Annotated in this window: 12 protein-coding genes; 2 read left to right on the top strand and 10 right to left on the bottom strand. The window is 61.7% G+C overall.

Features of this window, described 5'->3' with window-relative positions; all coding sequences use genetic code 11:
- On the top strand, positions 1 to 615 hold the full coding sequence (locus ACK2SD_RS02115) for a glutathione S-transferase (RefSeq protein WP_412461242.1): 615 nt from the start codon (positions 1 to 3) through the stop codon (positions 613 to 615).
- A 267-nt stretch (positions 616 to 882) separates the two neighbouring features.
- Here ACK2SD_RS02115 and creD read toward each other — a convergent pair whose 3' ends face one another.
- The 4 genes from creD to ACK2SD_RS02095 all read right to left on the bottom strand — a co-directional run bounded on the left by creD (position 883) and on the right by ACK2SD_RS02095 (position 5162).
- Positions 883 to 2211, bottom strand: coding sequence for a cell envelope integrity protein CreD (creD, locus tag ACK2SD_RS02110; protein WP_412461241.1), 1329 nt, complete (start codon positions 2209 to 2211; stop codon positions 883 to 885).
- 92 nt (positions 2212 to 2303) lie between these two features.
- Positions 2304 to 3737, bottom strand: coding sequence for a two-component system sensor histidine kinase CreC (gene creC, locus ACK2SD_RS02105; RefSeq protein WP_412461240.1), 1434 nt, complete (start codon positions 3735 to 3737; stop codon positions 2304 to 2306).
- Positions 3737 to 4417, bottom strand: a complete 681-nt coding sequence (gene creB, locus ACK2SD_RS02100) for a two-component system response regulator CreB (RefSeq protein ID WP_412461239.1) — start codon at positions 4415 to 4417, stop codon at positions 3737 to 3739. Before creB ends, creC begins: the two co-directional genes overlap by 1 nt.
- A gap of 241 nt (positions 4418 to 4658) precedes the next feature.
- Entirely contained in the window at positions 4659 to 5162 is a 504-nt protein-coding gene (locus ACK2SD_RS02095; RefSeq protein ID WP_029615273.1) for an ATP-dependent zinc protease, read from the bottom strand.
- 252 nt (positions 5163 to 5414) lie between these two features.
- Between ACK2SD_RS02095 and ACK2SD_RS02090 the strand changes: the two genes are divergently transcribed.
- Positions 5415 to 6302: an acyltransferase gene (locus ACK2SD_RS02090; protein ID WP_116889629.1), complete on the top strand. Its 888-nt coding sequence runs from the start codon at positions 5415 to 5417 to the stop codon at positions 6300 to 6302.
- Between the two features lie 12 nt (positions 6303 to 6314).
- On the opposite strand, the gene ACK2SD_RS02085 is transcribed toward ACK2SD_RS02090, so the two are convergent.
- The 6 genes from ACK2SD_RS02085 to ACK2SD_RS02060 form a co-directional block, all read right to left on the bottom strand.
- On the bottom strand, positions 6315 to 6878 hold the full coding sequence (locus ACK2SD_RS02085; protein ID WP_029615271.1) for a DUF2780 domain-containing protein: 564 nt from the start codon (positions 6876 to 6878) through the stop codon (positions 6315 to 6317).
- A gap of 188 nt (positions 6879 to 7066) precedes the next feature.
- Positions 7067 to 8458, bottom strand: a complete 1392-nt coding sequence (locus ACK2SD_RS02080; protein WP_412461238.1) for a hypothetical protein — start codon at positions 8456 to 8458, stop codon at positions 7067 to 7069.
- A 540-nt stretch (positions 8459 to 8998) separates the two neighbouring features.
- Complete coding sequence (locus ACK2SD_RS02075; RefSeq protein ID WP_412461237.1) at positions 8999 to 10384, bottom strand: hypothetical protein; 1386 nt, start codon at positions 10382 to 10384, stop codon at positions 8999 to 9001.
- A gap of 717 nt (positions 10385 to 11101) precedes the next feature.
- Positions 11102 to 12301: a formaldehyde dehydrogenase, glutathione-independent gene (gene fdhA, locus ACK2SD_RS02070; protein WP_039581282.1), complete on the bottom strand. Its 1200-nt coding sequence runs from the start codon at positions 12299 to 12301 to the stop codon at positions 11102 to 11104.
- A gap of 263 nt (positions 12302 to 12564) precedes the next feature.
- On the bottom strand, positions 12565 to 13422 hold the full coding sequence (purU, locus tag ACK2SD_RS02065; protein WP_029615232.1) for a formyltetrahydrofolate deformylase: 858 nt from the start codon (positions 13420 to 13422) through the stop codon (positions 12565 to 12567).
- 12 nt (positions 13423 to 13434) lie between these two features.
- A complete protein-coding gene (locus tag ACK2SD_RS02060; protein WP_029615231.1) occupies positions 13435 to 14067 on the bottom strand; it encodes a sarcosine oxidase subunit gamma in 633 nt (210 codons plus the stop codon).
- Positions 14068 to 14161 lie beyond the last annotated feature (94 nt).

Here is a 14161-nt window from a genome sequence, read left to right as displayed (position 1 = left end):
ATGGTGCTGTTTCATTCGCCGCTGTCGCCGTTCGTGCGCAAGGTCATGCTGGTGCTGCACGAAACCGGGCAGTTGTCGCGCGTGACCTTGCAGGCGGTCAACATCAGCCCGGTCAATGGCGATGCGCAACTCGACCAGGACAACCCGATCGGCAAGATCCCGGCCCTGCGCCTGGCCGACGGCACGGTGCTGCACGACAGCCGGGTGATCTGCGAATACCTCGACACCCAGCACGTCGGCCAGCCACTGATTCCGCGCGAGGGCTCGGCACGCTGGCGGCGCCTGACCCTGGCGTCACAGGCCGATGCGATCCTCGACGCGGCGGTGTCGAGCCGCTACGAAAGCGTCCTGCGTCCCGAAGACAAACGCTGGGACGGCTGGTTGCAGGCACAATCGCAGAAGATCCGTCGCAGCCTGGCGAACCTGGAACAGCAGCACCTGGCGGAAATCGCCTCGGGCTTCGACATCGTCGCCATCGGCGTGGCCTGTGCACTGGGTTATCTGGACCTGCGCCAGCCTGCGTTCGGCTGGCGCGAGCAACAGCCAGGGCTGGCGGCCTGGTATGCCGAGGTGAGCCAGCGACCCTCGATGCTCGCTACCGTGCCGGTGGCCTGACAGCAGGAGTAAGATGGGGCCGCTTAGCGGCCCTTTCGCGGCACAAGGCCGCTCCCACAACGTGCGCGTAATCCCTGAAACATGAGGCTGTCCGGACCCTGTAGGAGCGGCCTTGTGTCGCGATGGGCTGCACAGCAGCCCCAATCCCAGCCATACATCGCTTGAGTGAACACCATCAGGGGCGTTTCAGCCGCAGTGGCCTGGGTCTGAGCGCAAACAACAACCCCACCTGCAGCGCCAACCAGCGCCCGATCTCCTTGTCCTCCCTCATGCGCCCCTCCCCACCCGCGACCAGTCCAGCCGGCGGGTCAGCACCATGAACACGCCCAGCAGACCGAAGCACAGCAGCGAGCCCATCAGCAGCGCATAGTCCTCAGCGCTGAGCAGGCCATAGAGCAGTCCGTACAGCGCCGCCAGCCCGGCCGCGAAGCCGATCCCGCGGCCGAGGCTGTGCAGCACATGGCTCAGGTAGAAACCGATCAACAGCACGCAGGCCGCCGCCGACAGCGCATACGCCAAGGCAAAGCCCAGGTGCTCCGACAACGACAGCAGCAGCAGGTAGAACAGCGCCAGCGCCACCCCCACCAGCACGTATTGCACCGGGTGCACGCTGAGGTTCTTCAGTACCTCGAACAGGAAGAAGCCGGCAAAGGTCAGGGCGATGAACAGCAGCGCGTACTTGATCGCCCGCTCGCTCTTGAGGTACTGGTCCACCGGGTCGACGAAGCTCACGCCGAAGGTGCGCTCGCTGAACGCTGCGCATTTGTCGGACTCGGCACACTGGCGCAAGGCGTCTTCCAGGTTGGTGGCGAAAATCGAGGTCTGCCAGTGCGCGGTGAAGCCGTTGGCGTCGATGTCGCGGCTGGCCGGCAGGTAGCTGCCGATGAAGCTGGGGTGCGGCCAGTTGGCGTGCATCTGCACCCGGCTGCTGCGGCCCACGGGCAGCACCTGCAGTTGCCCGGTGCCCTGCAGGCCGAGGTCGAAACCATAGTCGAACGCGCGGGCCTGCTCACCGTCGAGCTGCGGCAGGGCGACATGCAGGCCGCCGCTCATCCAGTCCAGACCGGTCCCGGCCTCGAACGGCAGGCGCTGGCCGTCGAAGCTGAACTCGGTGGCATGCTCGATACCGCGGATATCGCTGACGCCCACCGCCACGAACGGGGTGTCGAAACGGTAGTCGTCGAAGTCTTTCTCGATCCCCCAGCGCGCGGGCAGCTTGAAGCGCCCGCCGATCTGGCTCTTGGCATGAAACAGCCGCGCCTGATAGATCCCGCGAGCGCGCAGCTCGGTATCCACCTGGCTCTGCACGTCGAAGGTTTCCGGCAGGAAATACAGGTGACCGGCGATGGAGCTGGTTTCCTCGACGCGCTTGCCGTCCTTCTCGATCCAGCGCCGCTGCAACTTGCGATAGGGCACCACCAGCAGCGGGCCGCTGATCTGCTGGTCGAAGCTCGAGCGCTGGGCGATGTCCTGCAACACGCTGTCGCGCAGGTTCTGGCGCTCGTCGATCAGGTTGCCGATCATCAGCAGGGGAATGAGCAACAACAGCATCAGCACGCCGATCAGGCCGAGCTTGAAACCGAGGGTCTTGTTCATGGGGGTTGGACTCCGAGGGTGATGGACGCAGGTTGCGCCCGGCACGTGGAGCCAATGGGGAGGTTCTGTGGAGAGTGTGTGGAGTTGGGGTGTCAGCTGATGCGTCGCATCGGCAGCCACAGGCGAACCCGCACACCGCCTTCGACGTTGTCGACGGCCAGCGTGCCGCCATGCAGGTGCATCACCTCGGCGACGAAGTTCAGCCCCAGGCCGGTACTCTTGCGCCCGGTGCCCGGCCGCGGCAATGAATAGAAGCGCTCGCTGACCCGCTCCAGGGCGTAATCCGGAATGGGCTCGCCCTGATTGAACAGACTCAGGGCCACGCGCTCGCCTGCACGCTCCAAGGCGAACACCAGCGCACCGCCCGGCGGCGTGAAGTCCAGGGCGTTATCCAGCAGGTTGGCCAGGCTCTGACGCAACAGGAAGGGGTCGCCCAGCAAGCGCAGGTCGTGCGGCACCTGCTGGGCGACCTGCACAGCGGCGCTCTCGATACGTGGCGCATAGCTGTGCAGCATGTCTTCGATCAGCAGCGCCACCGAGACCTGCTGCTCATCCTCCAGCGTCTGCATCTGCTCGACCCGCGCCAGATTCAGCAGGCGTTCGATCATCTGCTGCAAACGCTCGCTCTCGCGCTCGATATTGCCGGCGAAGCGGGCGCGCTGCTCGTCGGCCATCGGCGCCTGTAGCAGCTCCGATGCGCCGCGAATCGCCGCCAGCGGGCTCTTCAACTCGTGGGTCAGGGTATGCACGTAGCGCTCGACATACGCCTTGCCCTCCAGTTGCGTGCGCATGCGCTCGACCGCCGTGGCCAACTGCAGCAACTCGCCCCCTTTGTAGTGCGGCAGCGCCGCGCGCTGGCCCTCGCTGACGGCCTGGGCATAGCGGGTGAGTCGGCGCAGCGAGCGCGCCAGCCACCAGGACAACGCCGCGCCCACCAGCAGGCCCAGCACGATCAAGCCCAGGCCGAGCGTCAGCAAGCGCCGCTCGGAACGGTCGATGTAGGGTTGCAGCGAGCTGTTGGGCTTGGCCACGGTCACCACGCCGATGATGCGCCCGGCGTCGAGGATCGGCGCCGCCACATGCATCACCGAAGTGCTTTCGTCGTTTGGGTCGCTGCGGGTCGAGCGGGCGCCATACTGGCCGCGCAAGGTCAGGTAGACGTCGTTCCAGCGCGAGTAGTCCTGGCCCAGCGCCTGACCGCTGGAATCGAGCAAGACGATGCCTTGGGCGTCAGTGACATAGATGCGGTGGCTGACCTGATTCTTCGCCAAGCCCCAGATCTCGGCGCCAGGGCGGCGCTGCCCGTAGGACTTCATCACCTGCGGCAGGTGACTTTGTCCAAGCGTGCCAGCCTTGACGTCGTCATGGACGATCTCGGCCAGCAGGTTGGCGGTGTCCACCAGGGTTTCCTCGGAGGACTGGCGCACCACCGGGCGAATCTGCTCGCGTACGGTGTTGAGCAGAAAGTAGCCCGACAGCCCGACGAACAGGAAATACACCAGAAAGATGCGAATACCCAGGCGCATCAGGTGTGGTCCGGGCTGTAGCTGTAGCCCAGCCCGCGATGGGTCTGGATCGGCTCTGCCTCGGGCGCCACCTGACGCAGCTTGGCGCGCAGGCTCTTGATGTGGCTGTCGACGGTGCGCTCATAGCCGACATCGGACGGCACGCCCAGGCCGTCGAGCAATTGCTCGCGGCTGAACACCCGCCGTGGCTGCTCGAGCAGGCATTGCAGGAGGCGGAACTCATGGCGCGTGAGCGTCAACGCCTGGCCTTGGTAAAGAATGCGCATGGCCAGGGTATCGACCTCGAACGCAGCCACCGCTGCGCTCGCCTCCACGCGCGGGGCCATGCGTTTGAGGATCGCCCGCACCCGCGCACTGACCTCACGCGGGCTGAACGGCTTGACCACGTAGTCGTCGGCGCCGATTTCCAGGCCCACCACGCGGTCGATCTCGCCGTCGCGAGCACTGAGAAACATCACCGGCACTTCGCTGAAGCGCCGCAGTTGCCGACAGGTCTCGAAGCCGCTGATGTCCGGCAGCCCGATGTCGAGGATCACCAGATCGGCCGGCCGCAGGCGCATCTGCTCCAGCGCCTGCCCACCCAGGCTCACCCAGGTGGTGCTGTGCCCGTCGGCCTGCAGGGCGTAAACGAGCGTATCGGCAATGGCGGATTCGTCTTCGACGATGAGGATGTGCGGCACGGGAAAGCCTCGGGTTGCAAGCCACAAGCGGCAAGCTGCAAGCTGCAAGCTGCAAGCTGCAAGAAAAAGCGCTGCGCACGAGCCTATACCGATCCGCTCTTTCTTGCAGCTTGAAGCTTGCAGCTCAAAGCTGCTGCGTCAGCAGCCTCAAGCTTCAAGAAAAAGCGCTGCGTGCGAACCTATACCGATCCGCTTTTTCTTGCAGCTTGCCGCTTGCAGCTTGCAGCTTGCAACTGCTGCATCAGCAGCCCGGCTTATCGGCGGTGTAGCGGCGGGCGGGGTTCACGGCGGCCTTGAACTCGCGCAGGGCCTTGGCGCCGATCAGCAGCGGATAGTTGAAGTTGCTGCGGTCGGTGAGGTTGACCTCGACCGTGCGCTTGACGTCGCCCAGGCACAGCTCCAGGTCCACCACCGGGCGGCGTGCGGCTTCGGAGGGTTCGTCCTCGTCCTCGTCATCGCCGACACGGGCCTTGATCTTGCTGATGCGCGCCACCTTGTGCTCGTAGACCTTGCCATCGGCATCCTTGGTGGCGAGGCGGAAACGCACCCAGTCCTCGCCATCACGGGTGAAGGTCTCGATGTCCTTGGCCGACAGCGAGGCGGTGTATGCACCGGTGTCCATCTTGGCCTTGAGGGTCTGACCGATCTCGGGGAGCTTGATGTACTCGTAGCGGCCATACAGGGTCGGCTCGGCCGCCATGACCGGCAGCGCGAGCAGTGAAAGGAGAGCAAGCATGGATTTCACAGAACACATTTCCTTGAGGTCGAACGGAGGGGGCTTCAGCTGCAAGCTGCAAGCTGCAAGCTGCAAGCTGCAAGCTGGACAGGGTGCGACGGCTTTGTCTTGCCGCTTGCCGCTCGCAACTTGCCGCTGCCTCTAACCTACCCCACATAATGTGAAACATTTGTCCGTGCCGTCGAGCAACGGGCGTTTGGCGTAAGGCGTTGGCCTGCTTATCATTGCCAACCAGAAATTTCACACAACAAGAGTTTATCTATGCGTCGCCTGCTGACCGGCATTCTCACCACCGCCCTGCTGCTGCTCAACACCGTGGTGTTGATCTGCCCTTTGCTGGTCTTTGCCCTGCTCAAGCTGGTGCTGCCCGGACGTGGACGCGATTACGCCTCGATGGCGGTGATGTGGATCGCCGAGACCTGGTCGGAAATCGACAAGGCCATCTTCGCCCTGTGCATTCCCACCCAATGGGACATTCGCGGCGTCGACGAACTGCACCCGCACACCTCCTACCTGTGCATCAGCAACCACCAGAGCTGGGTCGATATCCCGGCGCTGATCGAAAGCCTCAACCGGCGGGTGCCGTTCTTCAAGTTCTTCCTCAAGAAAGAACTGATCTGGGTGCCGCTGCTGGGGCTGGCCTGGTGGGGGTTGGACTATCCGTTCATGAAGCGCTACAGCAAGGCCTTCCTGGAGAAGCACCCCGAGCTCAAAGGCAAGGACCTGGAAATCACCAAGGCGGCCTGCGAGCTGTTCAAGCGCCAGCCAGTGACCGTGGTCAACTACCTCGAAGGCACCCGCTTCACCGAGGCCAAGCGCGCTGAGCAGCAGTCGCCCTATCGCCACCTGCTCAAGCCCAAGGCCGGCGGCGTGGCCTTCGTGCTGGCGGCCCTGGGCCAGCAGCTCGATGCCCTGCTCGATGTGACCATCGTCTATCCGGGGAACAAGGCACCGGGGTTCTGGGCGCTGCTCAATGGCAGCATCGAGCGGGTGATCATCGATATCCGCGTGCGCGAGCTGGACCCGGCACTGTGCGAAGGCGACTACGAGAGCGATCCAGTGTTCCGGCAGAAGGTTCAGGCGTGGGTGAACCAGCTGTGGGAAGACAAGGACCAGCGCATCGAGCAACTGCGCGCCGAACTGCGCTGAATCGCACCGCCCTCAGACAGACGGCACCGTGCGCGCAGGTGTCGTCCACAGGCTACTCAGGTTCTGCAGCAGCGACCCAGCCACGCCCTGTTGACCCAGGTACTGCAGGATCAGCGGCGCGAACTGGCCGATCATCCCGGTATCCATGCCCAGCGCCTTGAACGCGCTGTCCAGGTCGTTGCGGTTTTCCACATTGCCCAGCGCGCTGCTCAGCGCCGACTGATGCCCACTGCCCTTGCCAAGCAATGCGTCCAGTCCCTGCAATCCACCCAAGGCATTGGCCCCAGTCAACTGGTCAAGGCCCGGCACGGCCTGGGTCAACTGGCCGTAATCGGCTTTGCTCAGGTTGTTGCGTGCCAGGCCCAGCATGGCACCCGCGCCGCCGACGGCCTGTTCGGGGGTGATCTTCAGATCGCGACCCAAGGTATTGAGCAAGTTGGCTTGAGGCGCCGGCGCCTCGGTCTTCTGATTCGGCCCTTGCAGCGCGGAGACCACATCGGCGGCGTCATTGAGATTGAAGGCGAACACCGGGCTTGCGGCCAGGGTCATCAGGGTTGCCAGAGTGATGGCTTTCATTGCGCGGACCTCATCGGCCGGGATGGCCTGGGAAACGCGGCATTTGACTGGGCGATAAGGAGGTTGTTCCGAGGCCTGCGACGTGTTTCATGAAAGCGTCCACGCCTTGCCAATGGGCGGAAGATAGGCCGAGGGGTCTACCCTCGCCGAGCATAACCGAGACTGGCTCGGTTGTGCCGTAGCGACGTTCAATCGTAGAACCGGATGTTATCTATCCGTCGTTCATAGTCGTCGAATGCGATCGACTTGATCCTTTTTCCTGCGGGCGCTGTCAAGTCGAAACCCGGGAATCGGGGGTAGAAGTGATTATAAGTCCCATCGGTGTAGTACACGACACCTGTATTGATCGGTTGTCCCTCGGGGCTGTCCATATCTATCACGACACGACTGACTGATTGAGGCGGTTCGATAATCACTTGAATCAAATTTTTCCCGGTATTTTTCCGCACGTATAGATAATGTCCACTAATACCATTGCCGGGCCGTTTCTCATCACGCACAGCCATGCTGACTTCACGTGTCCACTCGATCGGATGAACCCAAATCCGCGCCTGGGGAAGGCGAAGCTCAGCCAGGCCGTCCTGCATTGCAACGGACTCGAAGTCTATCAGCGTGCCAGGACGTCCCTCATCCCCGATCACCTGATCGGCTTGGCGATAGACGAAGTTGGCCTTGCCGTTGGCATTAGCCGCCATGGTCAATTGAATGACAGGCACCACTTGGTTGTAATGTTGATAATACCGACGCTGATCATCCTGAGCCCCAACCAGGCCCTGGCTACCGGCAATATAGAAGAATGATTGAATGGGCAGTTGTGCGCCGCTGCCCGTGGCCCACGTCGCCAAACGCAGTTCGTTGTTGGCCGTGCGGTGGAACCCGCTCAGCAGTTGCTTCGCACTTATTGTCTGGAAAAAACGATCTGCGGTAGCGGGCTGCCCCTGTCGCAGATTCCAACCACACTGCGCCTTGTATTTATTCGGCGCGCTGTTGAAATGGGTTATCCACTTCGCGGCGGTATCGATGCCCTGTTCATTGCACGCCCGGCTCTGGGTCGGATACTCGGGCGATATCCCGCAGCCTTGCTGATTACGACTGTCTGTCCAGGCGTCGAAGGGAAAGGAGCACAGCACCTGGATCGTTGAGTTCTTGCCTGCTGGTGTTTCCTGCGCCGGATAGAATATGTACCCATTGTTGTAATCCAACGGCAATGTCGAGAAGCTCATGTCTGTCCTTATCCACGCAAAGGATACGCCTCCACTGGCGACCGAGGGCGGGCTCGGATCCCAAGGCAACCAACTTTGCCCGCTTTGCGTACCGCGCATCATGACACCTGAACACAAGTAAGCTGGCGCTGTGGCTCCCCCGCAATCCCGGCGCGTCTGTTCGTACCAGCGGGTCAACTGTTCGGCCGCCTGCACGCCCGTGGCGGAGACATCCAGCGGTGCCGAACTTACCGAACTCATTGTCGGCGTTTGGCCCCCGCGGGCTTCCATACCTGCATCGACCGCGACCTCGGGCGTTCGTGCACAAGCCGCCACCAACGCAAGTATCCCGAGTGCCACCGAGCGTTTCATCCACATAGGTCCGTCCTTGCCAGGCGCTGGCAATAGGGTCGACATTCACAAGTCGTCAGCCATTTACGAGCGGGAGATACTTGTCTATCCGCGCAAGAACGCTAGCAAGTCGATTGCTCGACCGTAACTGGTAGAAATATCAGGTGGGAGCGGGGCTGTTGCAGGATAGGGTACCCACGGTGAGTGGACGTACCGCGCGGAAAATTGAGTGCACCAGGGATCCACAAGCGCGGGCATGTTTCATGCTCGAACTGCTGCGCATCTCCAGCGATACCATTGACGGGACGCCCCCCCTTTTAAAGGTTCTTCACAGAACCCCGGAAAAGACAGAAACAAGTACGCCGATTTGGTAAATCATATTCGTGCCAGCAAACACACCTTCAGAGTTCTGGCAGAAAGTTCAGGCGTGGGTGAACCCACTGTGACACGACAAGGACACCCGAATCCAAGCAATACGCGCAGAATTGACGTGAGGCGAACGAACACCGGCAACATGAAGAAGTTGCCGAAAAGCCAAGCAGACTGGTTTTTCGGCAAGCCGGACAATCAGTCGTAGAAACGGATGTTATCGATACGTCGCTCAAAGTCTTGGAATTCGATGTATTTTATTTTCTTTCCAGCAGGTGCACTGAAATCAAACCCAGGGAATGGGAAGTTGATCCCATGCCCCGTTCCATCCGTGTACAGTACCGATGAGTGATTATAGGGGCGATACACAGAAGGATTGTCCACATCCAAAACTATACGACTAGCAGGGGTAACAGGCATGATGATCAGCTCCGCACTGAAATTAGCCGTATTTTTTGTCATGTGCAGGAAGCGCCCCGTAATGCCATTTGAGGGTGTGCCGGCGCTACGTATTGCCAACTTACTGTTACCGCCGTTGGCGGAAAAATAAAATCGCGCTTGTGGAAGCGAAATTTCCGTCCTTCCTTCCTGAAATGCAACGTTCTCAAAATCGATAAATCTCGACGATTCACCGCCACCTACGGCTTGATCGCTCTCACGATAAACAAAAGCCGCCTTTGCGCCCGCACTCGCCGGCAACGTGAGTTGAATAACGGGAACTATTTGCTGATAGCTTTGAAAATAGCGCCGTTGGTCATCCTGTGCACTGACCAGGCCCTGGCTACCGGCAATATAGAAGAATGATTGAATGGGCAGTTGTGCGCCGCTGCCCGTGGCCCACGTCGCCAAACGCAGTTCGTTGTTGGCCGTGCGGTGAAACCCGCTCAGCAGTTGCTTCGCACTTATTGTCTGGAAAAAACGATCTGCGGTAGCGGGCTGCCCCTGTCGCAGATTCCAACCACACTGCGCCTTGTATTTATTCGGCGCGCTGTTGAAATGGGTTATCCACTTCGCGGCGGTATCGATGCCCTGTTCATTGCACGCCCGGCTCTGGGTCGGATACTCGGGCGATATCCCGCAGCTTTGCTGATTACGACTGTCTGTCCAGGCGTCGAAGGGAAAGGAGCACAGCACCTGGATCGTTGAGTTCTTGCCTGCTGGTGTTTCCTGCGCCGGATAGAATATGTACCCATTGTTGTAATCCAACGGCAATGTCGAGAAGCTCATGTCTGTCCTTATCCACGCAAAGGATACGCCTCCACTGGCGACCGAGGGCGGGCTCGGATCCCAAGGCAACCAACTTTGCCCGCTTTGCGTACCGCGCATCATGACACCTGAACACAAGTAAGCTGGCGCTGTGGCTCCCCCGCAATCCCGGCGCGTCTGTTCGTACCAGCGGGTCAACTGTTCGGCCGCCTGCACGCCCGTGGCGGAGACATCCAGCGGTGCCGAACTTACCGAACTCATTGTCGGCGTTTGGCCCCCGCGGGCTTCCATACCTGCATCGACCGCGACCTCGGGCGTTCGTGCACAAGCCGCCACCAACGCAAGTATCCCGAGTGCCACCGAGCGTTTCATCCACATAGGTCCGTCCTTGCCAGGCGCTGGCAATAGGGTCGACATTCACAAGTCGTCAGCCATTTACGAGCGGGAGATACTTGTCTATCCGCGCAAGAACGCTAGCAAGTCGATTGCTCGACCGTAACTGGTAGAAATATCAGGTGGGAGCGGGGCTGTTGCAGGACACAGTGGCCACGGTGAGTGGACGTACCGCGCGGAAAATTGAGTGCACCTGGGATCCACAAGCGCGGGCATGTTTCATGCTCGAACTGCTGCGCATCTCCAGCGATACCATTGACGGGACGGCCCCCTTGGAAAGGGGGCCTGAGTCTACAGACCTCTTAGCTTAGAGATCCCGATGCCAACAGCGTGACGTGCGCCGAGGCCACCACCGGAATGGTTTTCTGCACCTGGGTAGGCACCCATCCACTGTCATCGTCAGCCGGTTTTGTAGGGGACGGTGCCGCGTGAGCAGTGCTCATGAGCAGAAACAGAACGCCCGCGCTAACAGCCATTGAAGTTTTCATGTGCCAAGCCTCGTTGTCGATGGAAGAGCTGTGCCGCTTGAAGTACTCAAGACGGCTTCAGTGACATGCACTTCCAAACTAGAAGACAAACGAACAGAGGCACACTGATAAAAATATCAGTTTGGATGAATGGTGTTGACCAACGGGGTGCACAACCGCCCAGGGCTGCGGCGGTTGTGCAAGGCGGTGGGGCCGCAGAGCGGCCCCTGTAGTGTCAGGCAGCGCTAAAGGTCTTGTGCGGATCGATGACGAATTTCTTCGGTACGCCGGCATCGAACTCGCCGTAGCCTTCCGGCGCCTGATCCAGGCTGATGACCTGCACACCCACCACTTCGGCGATGTTGATCCGGTCCCACATGATCGCCTGCATCAGTTGGCGGTTGTACTTCATGGTCGGCGTCTGGCCGGTGTGGAAGCTGTGCGACTTGGCCCAGCCCAGGCCGAAGCGGATGCTCAGCGCACCGATCTTCGCCGCAGCGTCCACGGCACCTGGGTCTTCCGTCACGTACAGGCCCGGAATACCGATGCTGCCGGCCACGCGAGTGACTTGCATCAGCGAGTTGAGCACGGTGGCCGGGGCCTCGTGCTTGGCGCCCTCGTGGCCGTGGCCGCGGGCCTCGAAGCCCACCGCATCGACCGCGCAATCCACTTCCGGCTCGCCGAGGATGTCGACGATCTGCTCGTGCAGCGGGGTGTCCTTGGACAGGTCGACCACCTCGAAGCCCTGGGCCTTGGCATGGGCCAGACGCGCCGGGTTGAGGTCACCCACGATCACGCAGGCCGCACCCAACAGGCGTGCCGAGGCGGCCGCTGCCAGACCGACCGGACCGGCACCGGCCACATAGACGGTGCTGCCCGGGCCGACGCCTGCGGTGACGGCGCCGTGGTAGCCGGTGGGCAGGATGTCGGACAGGCAGGTCAGGTCACGGATCTTCTCCATGGCCTTGTCGCGCTCAGGCAGTTTGAGCAGGTTGAAGTCGGCATAGGGCACCAGCACGTACTCGGCCTGGCCACCGGTCCAGTCGCCCATGTCGACATAGCCGTAGGCGCCGCCAGCGCGAGCCGGGTTGACGGTCAGGCACACGCCCGTGTGCATTTCCTTGCAGGAACGGCAGCGACCGCAGGCTACGTTGAACGGCACCGAGACCAGGTCGCCGATCTGCATGCGCTCGACGTCGCGGCCTTTCTCGACGATTTCACCGGTGATTTCGTGACCCAGGACCAGGCCGACCTGAGCGGTGGTGCGACCACGGACCATGTGCTGGTCGGAGCCGCAGATGTTGGTGGAAACCACCTTGAGGATCACGCCGTGCTCGATCTTCTTGCCGCGTGGGTCCTGCATTTTGGGGTAGTCGATCTTCTGCACCTCGACCTTGCCTGCGCCGAGATACACCACTCCACGGTTACCAGACATGCTCTTACCTCGCTTGATTTGTACTTATGCAGCGGTGGTTGAAGCGCCGCCATCCATGGGCGGCATGCGTTACTGGAATGGGGGAATTGTGGGCCTGATGGGTGTCGCTGCACTGACTGGATGCGACAAAGGGATGCCTGTTTACGGCAGGTCGAAAGCGGTGCAGCCCATCGCGGTGCAAGCCCGCCCCCACAGGGCGTTCAGCGGATTCGAAACCCGTGGCATTCCTGTGAGCGCGGCGACTTGTCCCGCGATGAGACCGATCAGAGCACGACAGTGCGATTGGCGTTGAGGAACACCCGCCGCTCGATGTGATACCCCACCGCCCGCGCCAGGGTCAGGCATTCGATGTCACGCCCCTTGGCGATCAAGTCCTCGGGGTAGTGGCTGTGGTCCACCACCTCGACGCCCTGGGCGATGATCGGGCCTTCGTCCAGGTCGTTGTTGATGTAGTGCGCCGTGGCGCCGACCATCTTCACACCTTTGTTGTAAGCCTGGTGATAGGGCTTGGCACCCTTGAATCCAGGCAACAGCGAGTGATGGATGTTGATCGCCCAGCCGTCGAGACGACGGCACAACTCCGGCGACAGCACTTGCATGTAGCGGGCGAGGATCACCAGCTCCGCGCCCGTTTCCTCGATCACCTTGATCACCTTGCGCTCCTGACCCGGCTTGTCTTTCGGGTCGAGGGCGAAATGGTAGTAGGGGATCTTGTGCCAGTGCGCCAGCGGTTCCAGGTCGGGATGATTGGAAATCACCGCGACCACCTCCATGCCCAGCTGACCGATGCGCTGACGGTAGAGCAGGTCGTTCAGGCAGTGGTCGGCCTTGGACACCATGATCACCACCTTGGGCCGATGATTCGGCGCGATCAGCTCGAAGGCCATGCCGAAGCTGGCGCTGCGCTCGCCGAGCCCGGCACGGAAGGCCTCTTCATCGAAGCCCTCCGGCGCGCGGAACTCGACGCGGATGAAAAAGCGCCCCGACAGCCGGTCATCGAAGGAATGGTGCTCGGTGACATAGCAGCTCTGCTCGAACAGATGGCGCGTCACCACATCCACCGTGCCCAGCTTGCTCGGGCAATCGGCGGTGAGAATCCAGGTATCCGGTGCCCGACTCATGTGCTGCGCTCCTTAGGCCTCGATGGCCAGACCGTACTCGGCCGAGGCGTCCTGCAGCCACAGCCACCAGTAATCGGAGAAGCTGCGGCGAATCACCAGCTCCCAGGTGTCTTCAGCCGTGCGGCGAATCACCAGTTGCGACTTGGCGAACACCGTGCCGACCGCCTTGCCCACCGGGAAATTGTTGGGGTGTACGTCGTAGCTGGTGGACTTCATCAGCACGTCGCGCACGTTCGGGCCGCGCAGTTCCAGCAGGCTCTGCCCGCCGCTGACGTTGACCACCTGGATGTGCTGGCCTTCGAGGGCCGCGCGCAGTTTCTGCTCGACGGCCAGTTCCTGACCGCCGGGGACGATCAGCAACCATTCGTCCGGGCCGACCCATTGCAGCGACATCTCGTCGTTGGCGACGACGGTCAGGGCCACCGGCAGTTCCAGGCCCAAGGCCTTGTGCACACCGGCGGCGAATTCGGCGTCGTGACCATCGCCACGCAGGGTCAGGTGACCGAGAAACTTGCGTTCGCGCAGGGTCACGCCTGCGTTGTTGCGGCCTTTGCCGACCAGGCTGGCCAGATCGGCATGGTGCAGCGGCGACTGGGCCTTGGCCTCGCTGCCGGGATTTTGCTGGAAGACGTTGATAGCGCTCATTTCTTACCTGCCTTGAATTCTTGTGCCAGGAACGACACCGAACCTGTGGGCGATGGGGCCGGGAGGCCACCCTCGCATCGCGGGGCAAGCCCGC

The sequence above is a fragment of the Pseudomonas sp. SC11 genome, from assembly GCF_047039205.1.
Lineage (GTDB): Bacteria > Pseudomonadota > Gammaproteobacteria > Pseudomonadales > Pseudomonadaceae > Aquipseudomonas > Aquipseudomonas boreofloridensis.
Note: the sequence above shows the minus strand (reverse complement) of the source record. Positions and strands in the feature narration are given on the sequence as shown.